The following is a 20,390-nucleotide window of genomic DNA, read 5'->3' as shown; positions in this document are numbered from 1 at the left end:
GTGCCGCCGAGTCCGCAGCGATCTCGACGGCACACCCGTCCATGTGGGGGTCCCGGGTTACTTGTCCTCCTGGAGGGTGACGTCGATCTCGTGCGACGCGCCATCCCTCATATATGTGATCTTGACCTCTTGGCCCGGTTTGAAACCTCTGACCTGCCCAACAACCGTATCGCCCCCGTCAACCGCTGTGTCACCGATCCTGGTGATGAGGTCGCCCTGCCGCAATCCGGCCTTCTCCGCCGGGCTTCCCGCGGTGACCTGCCTGATCAGCGCGCCGGGCACGTCGCCGGTGGCGTCCGTGACGCTCACGCCGAGGAACGCGTGGCTGACCTTGCCGGTGCTGATGAGCTGCTCGGAGACCTGCTTGGCGGTGTTGACCGGGATGGCGAAGCCGACGCCGCCGCCGGCCGCCTCGGAGGCGATGGCGGTGTTGATGCCGATCACCTGGCCCGCGGCGTTCACCAGGGCGCCGCCGGAGTTGCCGGGGTTGATCGAGGCGTCGGTCTGGATGGCGCCGCCGATCGTGGTCCCCGCGCTCTGCTGCTCCTGTCCGAAGCCCGGCGGGAGCTGCTGCTGCTCCGGCCCGGTGGTGAGCGTGCGGTCCAGCGCGCTGACGATGCCCGCGGTGACGGATCCGTCCAGGCCGAGCGGGCTTCCGATGGCCAGCACGGCGTCGCCGACCTTGAGCGCGTCGCTGTCGCCGAGCGTGGCCTTGCTCAGCCCGGAGACGCCCTCGGCCTTGATGACGGCGAGGTCGGTGGCCGGGTCGGTGCCGACGATGGTGGCCCTGGCCGTCTTGCCGTCGCTGAACTTGACGGACATCTGCCCGCCCTGACCGGCGCCCTCGACCACGTGGTTGTTCGTGAGGATGAGGCCGTCCTCCGACAGCACCACACCCGAGCCCTCACCGGTCTGGCCCTGGATCATCACGACGGTCGGCTGCACCTTCGCCGCGACCTCGGCCACGGTGAGCTGGTCGGAGGCCGGCTTGAAGACGGGGCTCGGCGCGCTGGCGGTCGCGACCGGCTCGGGCTGGAACGAGGTGGCCACGGCGGCCCCGACGGCACCGCCGCCGATCGCCATGGCCGCCAGGGCGAGCCCCGCGAGGGCCTTCTGACCGGCGGTGAAGCGCGCCGCCTTGTGCGGAGCGGCCGGGGGTGGCGGGGGCTGCTCCATGGCGATGGTGTCGCGCCGGGGAAAGCCCCCGGCGGCCGGCGGAGTGGAGCCGAACTGACTCCACCCACCGGTGCGCTGCTCGTGAGGCTCGTTCGCGTTCATCTGTCATCTCCCTCGAGTCCCATTAGCTCAAGGGTGTCAAGTCTCTCGTAAGAGCTGGTTAAGCCACTGGTCCGCGCGGACTCCCGACCCCTGATGACGGCCTTATCGATCGAGGTGGGACGGCGATCGGGGCCCGTGAAAATCTTGGCAGAATTTACCCGCGGACGGGCCAGTAGTCGTCCCTGAGCAGCCTCTTGTACAGCTTACCGGTCGGGTGGCGGGGCAGCTCGGCCCGGAAGTCCACCGACTTCGGGCACTTGTAGTGGGCCAGCCGTTCCCGGCAGTAGGCGATCAGCTCCGCCTCCAGCGCCGGCCCGGCCTCGGTCATGGACATCGGCTCGACCACGGCCTTGACCTGCTCCCCCATCTCCTCGTCCGGCACCCCGAACACCGCCACGTCGGCCACCTTCGGATGCACCGAGAGCACGTTCTCGGCCTCCTGCGGGTAGATGTTCACGCCACCAGAGATGATCATGTACGAGCGGCGGTCGGTGAGGTAGAGGAAGCCGTCGGCGTCCAGATAGCCGATGTCGCCCAGCGTGGTCCAGCCTCTGCCCCGGGGGTCCTGCACCGAGCGGGTCTTGCCGGGGTCGCCGTGGTATTCGAAGCGGCCGCCGTTCTCGAAGTAGATCGTGCCGTGCTCTCCCGGCGGCAGGTCGTCGCCGTTCTCGTCGCAGACGTGCACGGCGCCGAGCAGCGAGCGGCCGACCGTGCCGGGGTGTGCGAGCCAGTCCTGGGGGCCGACGTAGAGGAAGCCGTTGCCCTCGGTGCCCGCGTAATACTCATGGATGATCGGGCCCCACCACTCGATCATCTCCTGTTTGACGGGGACGGGGCAGGGCGCGGCCGCGTGGATCGCATACTCAAGCGATGAAATATCGTATTTTGTCCGGGTTTCTGGCGGCAGCTTGAGCAGCTTGATGAACATCGTGGGGACGAGCTGCGAGTGCGTCACCGCGTACCGCTCGACCAGCTCCAGATAACGCTCCGGCTCGAAGCGCTCCATCACCACCACCGTGGCGCCCAGCCGCTGGAACGTCAGGCAGTAGCGCAGCGGGGCGGCGTGGTAGAGCGGCGCGGGCGAGAGGTAGACGCTGTCCCCCGACGGCGCGAACAACGCCCCGATGAGCTTGAACAGCAGGCCGGGATCGGTGAGCGGGCCGTGCGACGAGGCCAGCTTGACGCCCTTCGGCCGGCCGGTGGTGCCGGAGGAGTAGAGCATGTCCGCCCCCGTGCACTCGTCGGCGATCGGGGTGACCGGGTGCCTGGCGACGGCCTGCTCGTACGACTCGAAGCCGGGGGCGAGGCCGTCCAGCATGAGCCGCAGTTCGACGCCCGGCGTGGCGGCGGTGATCGAGGTGGCCGGCCCGGCCAGGTCGGCGCTGGAGATGAAGACCCGCGCGCCGCAGTTACCGACGATGTAGGCCAGCTCCCCGGCCTGCAGCCGGGAGCTGATGGGCGTGTAGTACAGGCCCGAGCGGTGCGCGGCCCAGGCGATGGCCAGGAAGTGGGGGTGGTTGGCGAGCATGAAGGCGATGTGGTCGCCGGGGCGTAGCCCGGCCGCGCGGAACAGGTGTGCCAGCCGGTTGGACTCCTCGTCCAGCTCGCGATAGGTGACGACCCGCCCGGAGCCCGCCATGATCACAGCGGGCTTGTCGGGGGTGACTGCTGCGATGGCTCCCGGATACATGAACAGAACACTAATCGGCTGGTCGCCCGCCACGCCAGAACGGCCCGGTGCGGCCCTCTGCCGCCCCCGGACACCGACAAGCCGCGGCCTCGCCGTTGAGGCCGCGGCTCACGGGGGGATCAGGCGGCCGCGTGGTAGACGTCCCGCCAACCCGAGGGATAGCCGCTCGGGCCGTGGCGGTGACCCGTGCTCACCTTCACGTAGATGTGCGCGGCGTTCTTGCCGAAGAAGGAGAAGTCCTTGCCGTACTTCGAGCAGTTGGAGAAACTCTTGAAGTACGAGGAACCGTCCAGGTTCACGATTTTGAAGGTCTCCCAGGCGCAATCGCGCTTGCCCCACCACTTGTAGTTCTTGAGCGTGCTGTGCACCTTGTAGAAGTGGTCATAGCGCCACTCCCACACGTGCTTCTTGACCTTCTTCACGACCCAGTGGCAATCGTCCTTGCCCTCGTGGTGGCCCTTGTCCTTGCCCTTGTGGTCGTCCTCGCACACCCACTTCTTGACCGGCACCCACTTCCAGTACCAGTACTTGGAGCGCTTCTCGTCGACGCTCACGTGGCCGTCGGCCCTGGCCTTGTGGTCGCTGGAGAAATAGGGTCCCCAGCCGTCGGAGTGAGCGGTGGCGGATGTCGCGGAAGTGACCGTCGCGTTCGCGGCGACCGGAGCGGCGATCGCGACAGTCGTGGCGGCGGCGACGCCGATGAGGATTCGTGAAACGAATCGCACTTTGGGTCCTCCTCGGGAGAGGTTTTGCTGTCCCCGCCTTGGTACGCCGACCGGATTGCGCCCCACTTACAATTCGCTTGCCGCCGCCAATTCCCGGATATATCGATATTCCCGATCATCGCCGGCGGTTCCCGAGGTCATTCCGCCGGAATGACCGAGCCCTGGTACTTCTGCTGGATGAAGTCCTTGACCCGCTGGTCGCGCAGCAGCTTGCCGAGGGTGACGATGTTGGCGTCCTTCTCGTGGCCGGCCTGGACGACCAGGCCGTTGACGTACGGGTTGCCCGCGCTCTTCTCCAGCACCAGGGCCTGCGAGGCGGGCTTGAGCCCGGCCTCGATGGCGTAGTTGCCGTTGATCACAGCGGCGTCCACGTCCTCCAGCGAGCGCGGCAACTGCGCCGCCTCCAGCGGCTCGAACCTCAGGTTCTTGGGGTTCTGCACCACGTCGCGCTCGGTCGCGGTGGTGCCCGCGCCGTCCTTCAGCTTGACGATCCCGTTGTCGGCGAGCAGCTTGAGCGCGCGGCCGAGGTTGGTGGCGTCGTTGGGCAGGGCCACGGTGGCGCCGCTCGCCAGCGCGGACACGTTCGTGATCTTCTTGGAGTAGAGGCCGAGCGGCTCCAGGTGCACCGGCGTGACGAACGACAGCTTGGTGCCCTTGGAGGCGTTGAAGTCGTCGAGGTAGGGCTTGTGCTGGAAGAAGTTCGCGCTCAGCCGGCCCTCGTCGAGCTGGACGTTCGGCTGCACATAGTCGGTGAACTCGACGATCTCCAGCTTCAGCCCGGCGGCCGGGGCCAGGTTCTTCTTGACGAAGTCGAGGATCTCGCCGTGCGGCACAGGGCTGGCGCCCACCTTGAGCACGGTGTCGGCCGACTCGGCGGCGGGTCCGGAGGTCGCGGACGGCGACGTGCCGCATGCGGCGAGCGACAGGGCCAGGGCGACCGCACCCGCTATATAACGAAATTTCATTATTTTCCTTACTTGTGGGAAAGGCGCCGGGCCAGCCGGTCGCCCAGGCTCTGCAGGACTTGCACGATCACGACGAGCAGCACGACGGTCACGATCATCAGCAGCGTCTCGAACCGCTGGTAGCCGTACCGGACGGCCAGGTCGCCCAGCCCGCCGCCGCCGAGCGTGCCGGCCATCGCGGAGTAGCCGATGAGCGCGACGACGGTCACGGTGAGGCCCGCGACCAGCCCGGGCAGCGCCTCGGGCAGCAGGACCTTGCGCACGATGGTGGCGCGGCTCGCGCCCATGGCCTGGGCGGCCTGCACCACGTCCGCGCCGACCTCCCTGAGCGCCGTCTCGACCAGCCGCGCGAAGAACGGCACCGCGCCGACGGTGAGCGGCACCACGAACGCGGCCGTCCCGATGGTGGTGCCGACGACGAGCCGGGTGACCGGAGTGATCGCGATCATCAGCACGATGAACGGCAGCGACCGCCCGACGTTGACCACGAACCCCAGCACCGCCCTGACCGCGGGCGCCGGCCGCAGCCCGCCCCGGTCGGACACCACCAGCGCCACGCCGAGCGGCAGCCCGACCAGCAGCGTGAACAGCGTCGACCACCCGACCATCTCCGCCGTCTCCACGGTTGCCGGCCACAACAGCGGCAGCATCTCCTCCCAGGTCACGCCGCCTCCTCGATGATCACTCCGGCCTCACGCAGGTACGCCAGCGCCGCCGTGGCCTCGCCGCCGTCGAGCACGACGCGCAGGCGGCCGGCGGCCCCGCCGGCGAGGTCCTCGATCGAGCCGCCCAGGATGCTCAGGTCCACGTCGAACTTGCGGATCAGCTCCGACACCACCGCCCTCCGGGGGTCGCCGGTGAACGTCAGCGTCACCGAGCCGGCCGGGGCGGGCTCGGGCAGCGGGAAGATCTCCCTGGTCAGGCGGGATCCCGGGGTACTGATGAGGTCGGCGATGGCCCCGGACTCCTCGATGCGGCCGCGGGCCATGATGGACACGGAGTCGCAGACGTTCTTGATCACGTTCATCTCGTGGGTGATGAGCAGGATCGTCAGGCCGAGCTCGGCGTTGAGCCGCTTGAGCAGCGCGAGGATCGACTCGGTGGTGGCCGGGTCGAGCGCGGAGGTGGCCTCGTCTGACAGCAGCACGGCCGGGTTGCCCGCGAGCGCCCTGGCGATGCCCACCCGCTGCTTCTGCCCGCCGGAGAGCCGGTCGGGACGGTCCGCGCCGCGGCCTTCGAGCCCGACCAGGTCGAGCAGTTCGGCGACGCGCCGCTCGCGCTCGGCCCTGGGCACGCCCATGACCTCCAGCGGGAAGGCCACGTTGCCCGCGACCGTGCGCGAGGAGAGCAGCGCGAAATGCTGGTGGATCATGCCGATGTTCCGCCTGGCGCGGTTCAGCTCCCGCTCGCCCAGCGCGGTCAGGTCCTGTCCCGCGACGGTGACGGTGCCCGCGGTGGGGCGTTCGAGCAGGTTGACGCAGCGCAGCAGCGTGCTCTTGCCGGCGCCGCTCTGGCCGAGCACACCGTGGATCTCGCCTTCGCGTACGTGCAGATCGACGCCGTCCAGGGCGACGGTGTCACCGTAGTGTTTGCGCAGGCCGGAAGCCTGGATCATGAAAGTCCCCATGACTGACGAGCGGCCGGGGCCGCGGGAGGGTGCCTCGGAACGGGCCGGGGCCGCGGGAGATCGCCTCGGAACGGGCCGGGGTCAGCGCGTGCCGGGGTGGAACGGCAGGTGGCTCAGCCTGCGCAGCACGAAACCAGGTGCGATCACGACGGCCTTCGACGGGAACGGGCGGACAAGTCTGTCTCAGCGGGCCGGCATTCGCCCCGCATGCGCGCGACAACACGACGCGTCACTGCGGGCGCTCTGGTCGTTCGCGTATGCCTCGTTCACGCCGGTCCTAACGACTTCACCGAATCCCCCTATTCCCCATGGGTTTGTGATTCGGGTCACGCTCCGCGACGGCCGGGGACGTACCGGGGTCGGCGTGGTGGGCGGGCGGGCGGAAAACCGGCTGCCCCGCCGCGCGTCCGTAGCCGGGCGCGGCGGGGCGGTCGTCACCGGATGGTCAGGCCGTCAGGCCGCCACGGAGCTGGCGACCTGGGCGGGGCTGAGCGCGATGTCCAGGACCTCCCGCACGTCGCTGACCGCGTGGATGGTCAGCTCGTTGCGGATCTCCTCGGGCACGTCGTCCAGGTCCGGCTCGTTGCGGGCCGGGATGAGCACCGTGGTGATGCCGGCCCGGTGCGCGGCCAGCAGCTTCTGCTTGACGCCGCCGATCGGCAGCACCCGACCGGTCAGCGAGATCTCGCCGGTCATGGCCACGTCGGCGCGGACCAGGCGGCCCGACAGGAGCGAGGCCAGCGCGGTCGTCAGCGTCACGCCGGCCGAGGGGCCGTCCTTCGGCACCGCGCCCGCCGGGAAGTGGACGTGGACCGAGCGGTCCTTCAGCGCGGTGACCGGCAGCTCCAGCTCCGCGCCGTGCGAGCGCAGGTAGGACAGCGCGATCCGGGCCGACTCCTTCATCACGTCGCCGAGCTGGCCGGTGAGCGTGAGGCCGGTCTCGCCGGTCTCCGGGTCGGCCAGCGACGCCTCCACGTAGAGCACGTCGCCGCCGGCGCCGGTGACCGCCAGGCCGGTGGCCACGCCGGGCACCGAGGTGCGCTGGGAGGCCTCGGGCAGCGAGGACTCGGGCACGAACCGCGGCCGGCCGAGGTAACCGACCAGATCGTCCTCGCCGACCCTGACCGGCAGCTCGCCTCCGCCGGCCGTCGCGGCCGCCACCTTGCGCAGGACCCTGGCGACCGCCCGCTCCAGCGAGCGGACCCCGGCCTCGCGGGTGTATTCGGCGGCCAGCCTGCGCAGCGCACCGTCCTCGACCGTGACCTCCTCGGTGGTCAGCCCCGCGAGCTCCCGCTGCCTGGGCAGCAGGTGGTCGCGGGCGATGGCCACCTTCTCGTCCTCGGTGTAGCCGTCGAGGGTGACGACCTCCATCCGGTCGAGCAGCGGCCCGGGGATGGCCTCCAGGACGTTGGCCGTGGCCAGGAACAGCACGTCGGACAGGTCCAGCTCGACCTCGAGGTAGTGGTCGCGGAACGTGTGGTTCTGCGCCGGGTCCAGCACCTCCAGCAGGGCGGCCGTGGGGTCACCGCGGTAGTCGGCGCCGACCTTGTCGACCTCGTCGAGCAGCACGACCGGGTTCATCGAGCCGGCCTCGCGGATGGCGCGGACGATGCGGCCGGGCAGCGCGCCGACGTAGGTGCGCCGGTGGCCGCGGATCTCGGCCTCGTCGCGGACGCCGCCGAGCGCCACCCGTACGAACTTGCGGCCCATCGCGCGGGCCACGGACTCGCCGAGCGAGGTCTTGCCGACCCCGGGAGGGCCGGCCAGGGCCAGCACCGCGCCGCTGCGCCGCCCGCCGACCACGCCGAGGCCCTTGTCCTGGCGGCGCTTGCGCACGGCCAGGTGCTCGATGATGCGGTCCTTCACGTCGGCCAGGCCCGTGTGGTCGGCGTCGAGCACCGCCCGCGCGCCGGTGATGTCGTAGTTGTCCTCGGTGCGGTCGTTCCACGGGATGTCGAGCACCGTGTCGAGCCAGGTGCGGATCCAGCCGGTCTCGGGTGACTGGTCGAAGGTCCGCTCCAGCTTGTCGACCTCCTTGAGCGCGGCCTCGCGCACCTTCCCCGGCAGGTCGGCGGCCTCCACCCGGGCCCGGTAGTCCTCCTCCTCGGACTCGGTGGCGTCGCCGTTGAGCTCCTTGAGCTCCTTGCGCACCGCGGCGAGCTGCTGGCGCAGCAGGAACTCGCGCTGCTGCTTCTCCATGCCCTCCTGGACGTCCTTGCGGATCGTCTCGGCGACGTCGAGCTCGGCGAGGTGCTCGCGGGACCACTCGATCAGCCTGGCCAGCCGGTCGGCGGGGTCGGCGGCCTCCAGCAGCTCGACCTTCTGCGCCGTGGTCAGCCACGGCGTGTAGCCGGAGCTGTCGGCCAGCACCGACGGGTCGTCGATCTGGTTGACCTGGTCGATCACCTGCCAGGCGCCGCGCTTCTGCAGGATCGTGGTGGCCAGGGCCTTGTACTCCTTGGCCAGCTCCTGCGCGCGCTCGCCGGCGGGCACGATGTCCATGGTCTCGGCCTCGACCCACAGCGCGGCGCCGGGGCCGGTCGTGCCGGTGCCCACGCGGGCGCGGCCGACGCCGCGCACCACGGCGGCGGGCTCGCCGCCCGGCAGCCTCCCGACCTGCTCGACCACGGCCTGTACGCCGATCGCGCCGTAACGGCCGTCAATTCTGGGAACGAGCAGGACCCGCGGCTTGTTGCCACCGGATGCGCGGGCCGCGTCTATGGCAGCGCGCACCTCGGAGTCTGAGAGGTCCAGCGGGACCACCATTCCCGGCAGGACGACCTCGTCGTCCAGCGGCAGCACCGGGAAGGTCAAGCTCTCACTCATGCGAACTCCAAAGGGTTGAGTTATACCGACTCAATTCATCAGAGCCCGCCAATGTTCCCAACCTTGCTGATGTTCGCTCATGGCGATCGTAATCATGTAACTGCCACCTGAGGGGGTGCTGATGGACGTGCGCATGCCGGTGATGAACGGCCTGGAGGCCACCAGGGAGCCGGTGTCGCGACCGGCCTCGCCGAAGGTGCTCATCCTGACGACGTTCGACCTGGACGACTACGTCTACGAGGCGTTGCGCGGCGGGGCGGGCGGGTTCCTGCTGAAGGACGCCTCGGCGGCGCAACTGGCCGAGGCGGTGCGGGTGGTCGCGGCCGGGCCCGCCACCCGCGTCAGACCGTGAGCTGCTGGGTCAGGGCCGCGGCGACGCGGTCCTCGGCCCACGGCACCATGAGGAAGCCGCGCTTGACGGTCAGCACCTGCACGCCCGCCGTCCACGACTGGATGCCCGGCACCGAGGCCAGCGTGCGCGAGGTGAAATGGTGCAGGTCGGCCGTGGTCGGCACGATCACCTCGCACATCAGCGACGCCTGCCCCAGCATGGACGCGATCATCCGCACGCCCCGCTCGTTGGACAGCCGCTCGGCCACGCTGTCCTGCATGCTGGGCTCCACCGACAGCCAGAACAGGATCTCCGCCTCGTAGCCGAGGGCGGCGGCCGGGATGAAGGTGGCCACCGTCGCGCAGCCGCGCTCCAGCATGGCCTCCAGCCGCCGCCGGGCCGTGCTCTCGCTGATGCCCAGCCGCCGCCCTACCGACTGGAAGCTGGCCCGCCCGTCCGCCCGCATCGCCGCGAGCACCTCGCGGTCGACATCATCGAGATGGCCGCGCTCGCACGAGTGCACGCGGGGCGGCACCGCGAACGGGACCGCCCGCTCCCCCAGCACCGGAACGCTCCAGTCGTAGCTCACCTTGTACGTGTGCAGCACCAGGTCGGCGTTGCTCTGCTGGGTGCCCGGGATGGTCTCCACGAACTGCACCAGCATCGAGTACAGGTCACGGCGCTTGGGCGCGACCAGCTCGAACACGATGTCGTAGCCACCCGTGACGACCGTGACATACCGGATGTCGGGGTTGCGGGCCAGCAGCCCGGCGACCCTGAGCTGGCTGCCCGGCGCGCAGGTCAGCCGCACGATGAACACGTGGATGGGTCCGTCGTGCTCCAGGTGCGGCAGCACCGCCACCCGCGCCAGGCCCGCCGCGAACAGGCTCTGCGCCCGCCGTGCCACGGTCGTGGTGGAGGTGCCGAGCAACTGCGCGATGTCGGTCCAGCTCGCCCTGCCGTTCACGTGGAGTGCGGCGAGGATCTTCCGGTCGAGGTCGTCGAGATCGTCCATCGGGGGCATCATCGCGCGTTCAGGCCCGTTCTCGCACCCTGGCGAGGAAGCCGCGTACGGTCGCCTCCCACAGCTCGGCCTCCTCGACCTGCGGTGAGTGGCCCGACTGCTCGAAAACGCGCAGCTCGGCGTCGGGGATCAGCCCGGCGATCGTCTCGCTGCACTCCGGGGGCGTGATCCAGTCGTGCCTGCCGACGGTCACCAGCGTGGGCGCCGAGATGGCGGGCAGCAGGTGCTTGATGTCGTAGTTCGGCTGGTTCACGGCGAACGCGAAGTTGTGCGTCCTGTAGTGGTACGGCGTGGCGGCCACCCGCTGCTCGACCTTGGCCGGGTCGTAGTCGTGGTCGTAGAGCGGCAGGATCTCCCGCCAGCAGTCGCGCAGGTCGTCGTCGTCGCGCACGGTGCCGGACATGATCCGGTCCAGCTTCTCCTGGTCGATCGTCACCCGGGAGGAGGCGGCGGCGTTGCGGACGGCCAGCTCCTGGTTGCCGTTGTCGGCCGAGGTGTCGCGCAGCACGACCGCGCTCACCCGGGAGGGGTGGCGGGCGGCGTACTCCATGGCGATGAAGCCGCCGTACGAGCCGCCGCCGATCACAACCTGCTCCACGTCGAGCCACTGACGCAGCGCCTCGACGTCCGCGACCCACTGCTCGTGCGTGAACGGGCCCTCCTGCCCGCTCTGCCCCGAGCCGCGGGCGTCGAAGACGACCACCCGGTAGGCGTCGGCGAGCCGGCCGAAGCTGCCCTTCGGCTCGGCGAGCGAGCCGAGGCCCGGCGCGCCGTGGTGGGCGATGACCGTCTGCTCCCCGTCCCCGAGGATCTCGACGTTGAGCGAGGTGCCGTTGATGTCGACGAACAAGTGTCCCTCTTTTCAGATGATGATGTCGGTGAGCTCGCGCGGGTACGCCGTGAGCCGGCGCGGACCCTGCTCGGTGACCAGGACGGTGTCGGAGATCCGGTAGCCGGCGTGGCCCGGCACGTAGACGCCGGGCTCGCTGGACAGGATCATGCCGGGGGCCAGCACGGTGTCGTCGCCGTCGGACAGCCACGGTGGCTCGTGGAACCCGAGCCCGATGCCGTGGCCCTGCCGGTGGCGGATGTGCTCGGCCAGCCCGGCCTCCTCGATCACCGCCAGGCAGCGGCGGTTGGCCGCCTCGCAGGAGACGCCCGCGACCAGGGCCTCGGTGCCGATCTCCTGCGCCTCGCGGACGGCCTCGTAGTAGCGGGCCTGCCGCTGGGTGGGCTCGCCGATCACGAACGTGCGCTCGCTCTCCACGAACCGGCCGCCGACCGCGCAGCCCAGGGACAGCATGAACGTCTCCCCCGCCTTGAGCCGGTCGCCGCCCGGCAGACGGTGCGGCTGGGCCGAGTTGGGGCCGCCGTAGACGAGGCCGCCGGTGAGCATCGGCACCACGACGACGTCCTCGTGCTCGGCGTACATGAGCCGGGACCCGAAGGAGATGACGTGGGCGGCCAGGTCGGTCTCCGTGGGCAGCTCGCCGCCGTCCTCGACGGCGGACCTGACCAGCTCGACGCCGGCCTGGATCATCGCGTCGGCGATGCGGGCGGCCTCCTCGTGCAGCACGACCTCCTCGGGCAGCTTGCGCAGCCGTGCCCGGCCGACCGCGTCGGAGACGCTCCAGCGGGTGGCCGGGAATGCCTCGGCCAGCGCCCGAGCGCGGGCGACGCTGGTGGCGGGGGCGTGCCCGGCGGTGGCGACCGCGGGCACCTGCCCGGCGAGCACGGCGAACGGCGAGCGGCGGCCGGGGAACTCGGGGTAGGCCCGGACCTCGGCGCGGACCCGCTGGTCCTGGGCGTACTCGCGTTCCAGGTCGGGCACGAGCAGCACCGGGCCGCCCTCAAGGGGCAGCCAGCAGGCGACCGGCCGCTCGTTCGGGAAGTGCTGGAAGCCGGTGACATAGGCGACGTCGAGCGGGTCGTCGAGCACCAGCGCCGCCACGCCGTCGGCGGCCATCTCGGCGCGCACCTGGCTCAGCGCCGTGTCGTAGAAGGTGTCCGGGAGTCGCTGGGAGAAGGTCATGAGGCGTCCCTGTGGTTGCGGGCGTCGTTGTAGGCCACGGAGAGCAGCGTCGTGGACAGGACCAGCAGCAGGATGGCGAGCGACGGGAACAGGGTGGTCCACCAGGCGGTGGCCAGCGCGCCCGACTGCTGCGCCTTGTGCAGGATCGTGCCCCACGACCAGCTACTCGGGTCGCCCAGGCCGAGGAACGACAGCCCGGCCTCGGCGATCACGGCGCGGGAGGTGGTCAGCACCACCGACACGCCCACGACCGGGATCACGCCCGGCAGCAGGTGCTTGCGCACGATCCAGAAGGACGACCCGCCGACGACCTTGGCCGCCGACACGAACGGCATGGGCACGATGGACATCGCCTGCGAGCGCACCACGCGGGCCACCTCCGGCCAGCTGAACAGCGCGATCACCACGGCCAGGGTGCGCACGCTCGGCCCGGCCAGCGCCGCCACCAGGATCATCAGCGGCAGCATGGGCAGCGAGAGCGACAGGTCGACCAGCACCCCGAGCGGGGTGTCCAGGCGCCGGAAGTAGGCCGCGCTGACACCGATGAGCAGGCCGATCACGATGGCCAGCACCGAGGCGCTGACGCCGACCGCCATGCTGACCCTGGTGCCCCAGACCACCTGGGCGAACACGTCCTGCCCGATGTCGTCGGTGCCGAACCAGTGCGCGCCCGAGGGCGGCTGCGAGGTGTCGGAGCCGTACCCCTCGGGGAAGGGCGCGATCAGCGGAGCGAAGATCGCGACCAGGGCCAGCAGGACCAGCACCGCTCCGCTGGCGAGGCCGAGCGGGTTGCGCCGGAAGGAGGCCCAGGTCCGCTGGCGGGGCGTGAGTTCCACAGCTGCCGCCGTCATGTGCGCACCCTGGGGTCGAGGATTCCGTACGCCACGTCGGTGATCAGGTTGGCCACCACGACGGCCGCCGCGAGCAGCACGAACGCGCCCTGCAGGACGGGGAAGTCGAGCTGCCCGACCGCCTCGTAGATGGCCCGCCCGATGCCCGGGTAGGCGTAGATGGTCTCGGTCAGCACCGCGCCGCCGACCAGCGTGCCGAGCTGGAGCCCGGCGATCGTGGTCGTCGGCAGCAGTGCGTTGCGCAGGGCGTGCTTCCACACGACCTTGCCCGGCCGCACGCCCTTCGCCTTGGCCAGCGACACGTAGTCCTCGCTCAGCGCGTCGATGAGCGTGGTACGCATCGTCAGCACGTAGCCGCCGAGCTGGATGAGCACCAGCGACAGGCAGGGCAGCACCAGGTGGTGGATCATGCTGACGGTGGCGGCGATGCCGGTGGCGTCGAGGTCGACCGCGCCGCCGATGGGGAACCAGCCGAGCCAGACCCCCAGGACGTACATGAGGAAGATCCCGACGCTCGGCACGAACAGCGACTGCGCGGTGACACCGGTGACCTGGATCACCCGGTCCAGCCAGCCCTTGGCCCTGGTGGCGGCGAGCACGCCGAGCGGGATGCCCAGCACGATCGTCACCACCATGGCCGTGATCGTCAGGATCAGCGTCCACGGCAGCCTCTCCATGAGCACGGTCGTCACCGGGATCGACTGCCGGAACGACATGCCGAGGTTGCCGTGCAGGAGCTGACCGAGGTAGTCGATGTACTGCACGCCGAGCGGCTGGTCCAGGCCGAAGTCGGCCAGCAGCTTGCGGTGCAGTTCCTCGGTCATGTTCGGGTCGGCCACGGCCAGCACCGGGTCGCCGGGCAGCAGGCGGACCAGGAAGAAGGTCACCGTGACCGCGAACCACAGGGTGAGCACGCCGCGGGCCAGCCGTAGGCCGATGAACCTCATCCGATCAACCCGCCGGCTTCGCCGTCACGAGGGAGAGCGGGTTCAGGATGGACAGCAGCTCGCTGGGCATCGGCTTGAACCCGGTCCACTTCGTCGAGTACGCGATGTTGAACGTCTCCACGTACAGGACGTTGTCGTAGACCTGGTCGTGGATGATCCGCGCGGCCTCCTGGATCGGCGCCTTGGCCTCGGCCGGGCTCAGCGCCCGCTGCGACTGGTCGATCAGGTCGTCCAGCTTGGGGTCGGTGACCTTGCCGTAGTTGATGAACCCGCCGGTCTTGAACGCGAGCCCCAGGTTGGCGGGCGGGTTGTCCATGATCGCCCACGACCCGGCGTAGATGTCGAAGTCCGACTTCAGACTCTTGTCCACGTACGTGTTCCGCTCCAGCCCCTGCAGGTTGATCGTGATCCCGGCCTTCTTCGCCGAGTCGCGGACCATGGGAGCCCAGCGGGCGATGTTCGGGTCGGCCTGGTCGTAGATCATGTTCAGGTTGAGGTTGGAGACCCCGGCCTGGGCCAGCAGCTTCTTGGACAGCTCCGGATCGAAGGTGTACTCCTTCGAGGCCGGGTCCATGTAGTCCGGCTGTGAGGGAGTCAGGACGCTGGAGTTGGAGGACTTGGCGAAGCCCTTCATCGCGATGGTCCTGATGGCCTCGTAGTCCACCGAGTGCGCGAGCGCCTGGCGGACGCGGACGTCGTCCAGCGGCTTGCGCTTGGTGTTGTACTGCAGGTGCGCCCAGCCCAGCGACGCGATCTGCTGCAGCTTGACCTTGGGGTCGCTCTTCAGCTCGGCCGCGGTGGCGGGCGGCAGCACGTTGCCGATCAGGTCGATCTCACCGTTGCGCAGAGCGAGGACCTCGGTGTTCACGTCGGGGAAGACGCGGAACACCACCTGCTTGATCGTCGGCTTGCCGGGGCCGAAGTCGTCGACGCGGTCCATGATGTAGCGCTGGCCGCGCTCGACCTTGGTCAGGTTGAACGGCCCCGCGCTCACCCAGTTGGAGTCGTTGGCGAACTTCTGCAGGCTCGGCGCCTTCCCGAACACGTGCTTGGGCACAACCGGCATCCAGAAGCCGACGTTGTCCAGGAACGTGCCGTCCGGCCGGGTGAGGTGGAACCGCACCTCGGTGGGCGAGACCGCCTCGGCCTTGTCCAGGGCGGTGATGAGCCCGGCGACGACGCCGAAGTTCTCCTTCTTGACCGCGTTCACGGTGTAGGCGACATCGTCGGCGGTGACCGGCTTGCCGTCGGTCCACTTCAGGTCGTCGCGCAGCTTGGCCGTGGCCGTCTTGCCGTCCTTGGAGTAGGACCACTCGGTGGCCAGGTACGGGATGCGCTTGCCGGCCTCGTCCATCTGGGTGAGGTGCGGGTACATCAGGTCCGTGACCCACGAGTCGGTACGGCTGTTGCCGACCAGGGGGTTGTAGTTGAGCACGTCGGCGGTGGTGCCGATGGTCAGCCGGTCGGCGCCGGCAGCCGGGGCCTGCGAGCCGGACGTCCCGCCCGAGGACCCCGGCACGCTGGGAGCGCAGGCCGCGCTCAGGGTAAGAGCCGCCAGCGCGGCCAGCAGCGTGGCACGTCTCATCAGATCCAAACCTCTTCCAACACCCGCAGCACGTTGCCGCCGACGACCTTGGTGATCTCGTCGTCGGAGTAACCGTGGCTGACGAGCCAGGCGATGATGTTCCAGAAGCACTCGGCCGGGTTCTCCAATCCGTCCACGTACGCGACCTTCTCGTACGTGGTGCCGCCGTGCGCCTCGTTGAGCGACAGGTGCTCGGCGAAGGTGTCGTGCAGGCCCACGTGGTCGCCGAACAGCGTGTCCGGGCCGAAGGCCACGTGGTCGATACCGACCAGGTCCACACAGTACGTGAAGTGGTCCATCACCGACTCCAGGCTGTGCCGCGGGTGCTCCGGCGACAGGGTCGTATGCGGGGCCGCCTCCAGGCCGATCACGCCGCCGCGCTCGGCGGTGGCCTTGATGACCGAGTCCGGCTTCATCCGGTTCGTCGGCCAGACGGACCGGGCGCCGGCGTGGGTGATGAGGATCGGCTTGGTGGAGTGCTTGACCGTGTCGAGCGCGGTCTGGTCGCCGGAGTGCGAGACGTCGATGGCGATGCCGAGCTTGTTCATGCGGCGCACGGCCTTCTCGCCGAACAGGGTCAGGCCGCCGTCGCCGCGCTCCTTCAGGCCGCTGCCCAGGGCGTTGGCCTCGCTGTAGGCGATGCCCATCTGGCGGACGCCGAAGCCGTACAGCATGTCGATGCGGTCGACCTCGTTCTCGATCATGGTGGCGGCCTCAAGGGCGAGGACCAGGCCCATGCGGCCGGTCTCCTGCGCCTCGCGGATGTGGGCCAGGCGCTCGACCTTGATCAGGTAGTCCTGGTGGGCGATGTCCGACAGGCGCATGCCGATGTCGGCGACCACGTCGTTCCACTTCCAGCCGGCCTGGCTGGTGATGCAGCAGGTGCCGTCCATGAGGTTGTCGAAGACGACGGTCATACCGGAGTGGGCCAGGCCCTCGTACCCGGTGCGGTGGCGGGCGGTGCGGTTGTACTCGACGGTCTGGCGGATCTCGTCGGGGAAGATCGACGGGTGGTCGTGCAGTGAGATGACCAGGCTGTCGGTGAGCAGGCGGCGCACCCGCTCGGCCTGCTCGGCGCTGAGCTCAGGCCCCTGGTACGCGGGAACCCTGCCGAGTTCCGGCGCCAGGTCGAACTCGCGGTAGTCGACACCCGCCTCCAGGTATTCGTAGGAACGGTAACCCTTGTAGCTCTTCGCGGCTTCCAGCACTTGCTATCCCCTCTTGTCCGATTGCGGGAAGTTTGCCAGGATCAGGCGCGAAAGACAATATTGGAGTTGTTTTCCGGCAACCAAGCCGGAGTCGGCGCCAAGTTTCGTCACTACTGAGGAAGGGGTGCGGTGAGCGAAGCACCGGTCCTGGAAATTCGCGACCTCCACGTCACGTTCACCGCCCACGGGCACGAGATCCCGGCGGTGCGCGGCGTGGACCTGACCATCGAACGCGGCCAGACGCTGGCGCTGCTCGGCGAGTCCGGTTCGGGCAAGTCCGTCACCGCCAAAGCCCTCATGGGTCTGCTCGACCAGCCGAACGTGCGGGTGCGCTCCTCCATGGCCCGGCTCGGCGGCCGGGACCTGCTGAGCCTGTCGGCCGAGGAGCGCCGGGACCTGCGCGGCAGCGCGATGACCCTGGTCTTCCAGGACGCGCTGTCGGCCCTGAACCCCGTGCTCAGCATCGGCGACCAGGTCGGCGAGCTGTTCCGGGTGCACCGGGGCATGTCACGCAAGGAGGCCAGGGCACGCTCGATCGAGATGCTGGACCTGGTGGGCATCCCGGCGGCGGCCAAGCGCGTCAACGACTACCCGCACCAGTTCTCCGGGGGCATGCGGCAGCGCATCCTGGTGGCCATGGCGGTCGCGCTCGAACCCGACCTGATCATCGCCGACGAGCCGACGACCGCGCTGGACGTGACCGTGCAGGCGCAGATCCTGGAGCTCATCGACCGGCTGCGGCGCGAGCTCGGCACCGCCGTCCTGCTGATCACCCACGACCTGGGGGTGGCGGCGGAGGTCAGCGACCGGGTCGCGGTGATGTACGCGGGGCGGATCGTGGAGAGCGGCGAGGTGCAGGAGCTGTACGACCGGCCCGCGCACCCGTACACCGCCGCGCTGCTCGCGGCCATCCCCGACCTGGAGCGCCCGTCCTCGACGCTGCGCGCCATCCCGGGCGCCCCGCCCAGTCCCGCTTCCCTGCCGCCGGGCTGCTCGTTCGCGCCGCGCTGCGACCGGGCCACCGAGGTGTGCTCGGAGGCCCGGCCGGAGCTGATGCTCCTGGACACCGGCACCGGCCGGCGCGCCGCCTGCCACTACTCGGAGGAGATGCTCCATGGCGCCCTCGCCTGAACCCACCGCTCCCGCCGCACCTGGCGGGCGTGGGGCCACCGCCTCCGAGCCGGTGCTGCGGGCCGCCGGGCTGCACAAGACCTACCACGGCGGGATGCTGTCCCGGAGCGGCGCGGTGCGCGCCGTCGCGGGCGTCGACCTGGAGCTGTACGCCGGGGAGACGCTGGGCATCGTCGGCGAGTCGGGGTGCGGCAAGTCGACCCTGGCCCGCATGCTCGTCGGCCTCGAACGCCCCGACCAGGGCGAGGTGACCTTCCGTGGCCGGCCGTTCTTCACCCGCGGGGGCGTGCCACGCGACATCCGCCGGCGGGTCCAGATGGTCTTCCAGGACCCGCTCACCTCGCTCAACCCGCGCATGACCGTGCACGACATCGTGGCCGAGCCGCTGCGCGTGCACCGCCTGTCCCCGAACGCCCGGGCCATGCGGGACCGGGTCGGCGAGCTGCTGTCCCTGGTGGGGCTGCCGCCCGACCGGATGAACCGGTTCCCGCACGAGTTCTCCGGCGGGCAGCGGCAGCGCATCGGCATCGCCCGCGCCCTGGCCACCGAGCCGGACGTGATCGTCTGCGACGAGCCGGTGTCGGCGCTGGACATGTCGGTGCAGGCGCAGGTGGTGAACCTGTTCGCCGAGTTGCAGAGCACGCTGGGGGTGGCGCTGGTCTTCATCGCCCACGACCTGGCCGTGGTGCGGCACGTGTCGCACCGGGTGGGGGTGATGTACCTGGGCAAGCTCGCGGAGATGGGGCCGGCGGCCGAGGTGTACGGGGCGCCGGCGCATCCGTACACGATGGCGTTGATGTCGGCGGCGCCGGTGCCGAAGCCGCAGTTGCGGGGGCGCTCGCGGATCATGCTGGCCGGCGACCCGCCGAGCCCCGTCTCGCCGCCGCCCGGATGCCGCTTCCACACGCGCTGCTGGAAGGCGACCGAACGCTGCGCCGAGGTGGAGCCCCCGCTGGAGGCGGTCGGCGAGCACTTCGCCGCCTGCCACTACGCGGAGCGAGCGTCGTGACCTACGCGGCGGCGCATGCGGCGTGGGGGCGCCGTCCGGGGTAGCCGCCGTCCCCCTGAGGTCCTACGCGCAAGTTCGAACCCAGCGGTGACGCGGTGGAGGGACCACTCTCCGTGGCGTCACCGCATGCTCAGACACCTTGCGATCTTGCCCCGCGTCAAGATCGGCCCGCTCGGCTTCGGCGCCAACCCGATGAGCGAGGAGTTCGGCGCCCGCGTCTTCGAGACGGGCCCGGCGGCCACAGTGACTGCTTCCGTCCCGGCACCCCCTTGCTGCGCAACCTCGCCCTGATCGCCCTCGGCCATCCCGAGCGGGTGACCCTTGACCTGCCGATTCTGGGTAGATGACACAAGGAGGAAGTCTTTGATGACATGGTGTCGTCATAAGCTTGACGCCGAGTGCCGATGTTTGTGACACTTCGTCATGAAATGCCAGTGCGAGTTGGGGTGAGCCGTGACCACGCCGTTCTCCGAGACCTTGCGGAACGCGACCTGGACCGACCACGAGTCGGCCGAGTCCGAGGGTTACCTCGCGGAGCTGATGGGCGGGCGGCTGAGTGAGCACGAATACGGCGAGATGGTCGCCCAGCACTACTTCGCCTACGCCGCCCTCGACGGGGTGTCGCGGGAGCTGTCCGGCCACCCGGTGGCGGGCCGGTTCGTGTTCCCCGAGCTCTATCGCGAGCGGGCGCTGGAGCGGGACCTGGCCACGATCTACGGGCCGGGCTGGCGGGCAGGGATCACGCCGTCCAAGTCCACCAGCACCCTGGTCGCCCGCATCCACCAGGTCGCCGACTGGCCGGGTGGCTTCATCGCCCACCACTACACCCGCTACCTGGGCGACCTGTCGGGCGGGCAGTTCATCCGGATGGAGCTGCAGAAGATCTACGGCTACCGGAAGGGCGGGGGCGTCGACTTCTACATCTTCGACGAGCTGGGCAGCATCCCCCGGTTCAAGAGCGCCTACCGGGCCCGGCTGGACGAGCTGGAGGTGGACGAGCGCGAGCGGCAGCGGATGATCCGCGAGGTCAAGCTGGCCTACCAGCTCAACACGGAAGTTCTGACCGACCTCCACCGCACCGTCCGAACCGCCGCCTGACCCCCTCCCCCATTCCGGCCTCCCCGGCGCGTACCCGTCGGAGCTGATCAGGGCGGCCGCGAC

The 20,390-nt window shown here is 70.0% G+C and carries 18 protein-coding genes and 1 pseudogene; 5 read left to right on the top strand and 14 right to left on the bottom strand.

The genetic code is table 11. The annotated features are described in order from the left end of the window. Nucleotides 1-57 precede the first annotated feature (57 nt). The 7 genes from ABGB18_RS02935 to lon all read right to left on the bottom strand — a co-directional run bounded on the left by ABGB18_RS02935 (nucleotide 58) and on the right by lon (nucleotide 9,111). Nucleotides 58-1,278, bottom strand: a complete 1,221-nt coding sequence (locus ABGB18_RS02935) for a trypsin-like peptidase domain-containing protein (RefSeq protein ID WP_347693723.1) — start codon at nucleotides 1,276-1,278, stop codon at nucleotides 58-60. 154 nt (nucleotides 1,279-1,432) lie between these two features. Beyond that, nucleotides 1,433-2,968, bottom strand: a complete 1,536-nt coding sequence (locus ABGB18_RS02930; RefSeq protein ID WP_347693722.1) for an acyl-CoA synthetase — start codon at nucleotides 2,966-2,968, stop codon at nucleotides 1,433-1,435. Between the two features lie 119 nt (nucleotides 2,969-3,087). Continuing rightward, a complete protein-coding gene (locus ABGB18_RS02925) occupies nucleotides 3,088-3,693 on the bottom strand; it encodes a hypothetical protein (protein WP_347693721.1) in 606 nt (201 codons plus the stop codon). Nucleotides 3,694-3,830: 137 nt separating this feature from the next. Continuing rightward, entirely contained in the window at nucleotides 3,831-4,658 is an 828-nt protein-coding gene (locus tag ABGB18_RS02920) for a MetQ/NlpA family ABC transporter substrate-binding protein (protein ID WP_347693720.1), read from the bottom strand. 8 nt (nucleotides 4,659-4,666) lie between these two features. After that, complete coding sequence (locus ABGB18_RS02915; RefSeq protein ID WP_347693719.1) at nucleotides 4,667-5,323, bottom strand: methionine ABC transporter permease; 657 nt, start codon at nucleotides 5,321-5,323, stop codon at nucleotides 4,667-4,669. Continuing rightward, nucleotides 5,320-6,273, bottom strand: coding sequence for an ATP-binding cassette domain-containing protein (locus ABGB18_RS02910; RefSeq protein ID WP_347693718.1), 954 nt, complete (start codon nucleotides 6,271-6,273; stop codon nucleotides 5,320-5,322). Before ABGB18_RS02910 ends, ABGB18_RS02915 begins: the two co-directional genes overlap by 4 nt. Before the next feature lie 465 nt (nucleotides 6,274-6,738). After that, nucleotides 6,739-9,111 (bottom strand): endopeptidase La, encoded by a 2,373-nt coding sequence (gene lon / locus ABGB18_RS02905; protein ID WP_347693717.1) that lies wholly within the window; start codon nucleotides 9,109-9,111, stop codon nucleotides 6,739-6,741. Between the two features lie 100 nt (nucleotides 9,112-9,211). Between lon and ABGB18_RS02900 the strand changes: the two are divergent. After that, nucleotides 9,212-9,439, top strand: a pseudogene (locus tag ABGB18_RS02900) (response regulator transcription factor); the annotation flags it as partial. A 13-nt stretch (nucleotides 9,440-9,452) separates the two neighbouring features. On the opposite strand, the gene ABGB18_RS02895 reads toward ABGB18_RS02900, so the two are convergent. Genes ABGB18_RS02895 through ABGB18_RS02865 form a run of 7 tightly spaced genes read right to left on the bottom strand, consistent with a single transcriptional unit; the run spans nucleotide 9,453 to nucleotide 17,089 of the window. Continuing rightward, the gene (locus ABGB18_RS02895; protein WP_347693716.1) at nucleotides 9,453-10,457 is read right to left on the bottom strand and encodes an Lrp/AsnC family transcriptional regulator; all 1,005 of its coding nucleotides are present in this window, start codon (nucleotides 10,455-10,457) and stop codon (nucleotides 9,453-9,455) included. A gap of 19 nt (nucleotides 10,458-10,476) precedes the next feature. Then, nucleotides 10,477-11,316, bottom strand: a complete 840-nt coding sequence (locus tag ABGB18_RS02890) for an alpha/beta hydrolase (protein WP_347693715.1) — start codon at nucleotides 11,314-11,316, stop codon at nucleotides 10,477-10,479. Between the two features lie 12 nt (nucleotides 11,317-11,328). After that, entirely contained in the window at nucleotides 11,329-12,498 is a 1,170-nt protein-coding gene (locus ABGB18_RS02885; protein WP_347693714.1) for a Xaa-Pro peptidase family protein, read from the bottom strand. Beyond that, nucleotides 12,495-13,349 (bottom strand): ABC transporter permease, encoded by an 855-nt coding sequence (locus ABGB18_RS02880; RefSeq protein ID WP_347693713.1) that lies wholly within the window; start codon nucleotides 13,347-13,349, stop codon nucleotides 12,495-12,497. The genes ABGB18_RS02885 and ABGB18_RS02880 overlap by 4 nt, the downstream gene beginning before the upstream one ends. Continuing rightward, a complete protein-coding gene (locus tag ABGB18_RS02875; RefSeq protein ID WP_347693712.1) occupies nucleotides 13,346-14,296 on the bottom strand; it encodes an ABC transporter permease in 951 nt (316 codons plus the stop codon). Before ABGB18_RS02875 ends, ABGB18_RS02880 begins: the two co-directional genes overlap by 4 nt. A 4-nt stretch (nucleotides 14,297-14,300) precedes the next feature. Continuing rightward, a complete protein-coding gene (locus ABGB18_RS02870; RefSeq protein ID WP_347693711.1) occupies nucleotides 14,301-15,881 on the bottom strand; it encodes an ABC transporter substrate-binding protein in 1,581 nt (526 codons plus the stop codon). Then, nucleotides 15,881-17,089: a membrane dipeptidase gene (locus ABGB18_RS02865; RefSeq protein ID WP_347693710.1), complete on the bottom strand. Its 1,209-nt coding sequence runs from the start codon at nucleotides 17,087-17,089 to the stop codon at nucleotides 15,881-15,883. The genes ABGB18_RS02870 and ABGB18_RS02865 overlap by 1 nt, the downstream gene beginning before the upstream one ends. A 129-nt stretch (nucleotides 17,090-17,218) precedes the next feature. Here ABGB18_RS02865 and ABGB18_RS02860 point away from each other — a divergent pair, with 129 nt between their 5' ends. The 4 genes from ABGB18_RS02860 to ABGB18_RS02845 all read left to right on the top strand — a co-directional run bounded on the left by ABGB18_RS02860 (nucleotide 17,219) and on the right by ABGB18_RS02845 (nucleotide 20,327). Beyond that, nucleotides 17,219-18,220: an ABC transporter ATP-binding protein gene (locus ABGB18_RS02860; RefSeq protein ID WP_347693709.1), complete on the top strand. Its 1,002-nt coding sequence runs from the start codon at nucleotides 17,219-17,221 to the stop codon at nucleotides 18,218-18,220. Continuing rightward, nucleotides 18,204-19,229 (top strand): oligopeptide/dipeptide ABC transporter ATP-binding protein, encoded by a 1,026-nt coding sequence (locus ABGB18_RS02855; RefSeq protein WP_347693708.1) that lies wholly within the window; start codon nucleotides 18,204-18,206, stop codon nucleotides 19,227-19,229. The genes ABGB18_RS02860 and ABGB18_RS02855 overlap by 17 nt, the downstream gene beginning before the upstream one ends. Nucleotides 19,230-19,355: 126 nt before the next feature. Next, nucleotides 19,356-19,520, top strand: coding sequence for a hypothetical protein (locus ABGB18_RS02850; RefSeq protein WP_347693707.1), 165 nt, complete (start codon nucleotides 19,356-19,358; stop codon nucleotides 19,518-19,520). A 162-nt stretch (nucleotides 19,521-19,682) separates the two neighbouring features. Next, the gene (locus ABGB18_RS02845; protein ID WP_347693706.1) at nucleotides 19,683-20,327 is read left to right on the top strand and encodes a biliverdin-producing heme oxygenase; all 645 of its coding nucleotides are present in this window, start codon (nucleotides 19,683-19,685) and stop codon (nucleotides 20,325-20,327) included. Nucleotides 20,328-20,390: the final 63 nt, after the last annotated feature.

The organism is Nonomuraea sp. B12E4 (assembly GCF_039871825.1).
Taxonomy (GTDB): Bacteria; Actinomycetota; Actinomycetes; order Streptosporangiales; family Streptosporangiaceae; genus Nonomuraea.
This window is presented reverse-complemented; position numbering and strand designations above follow the sequence as displayed.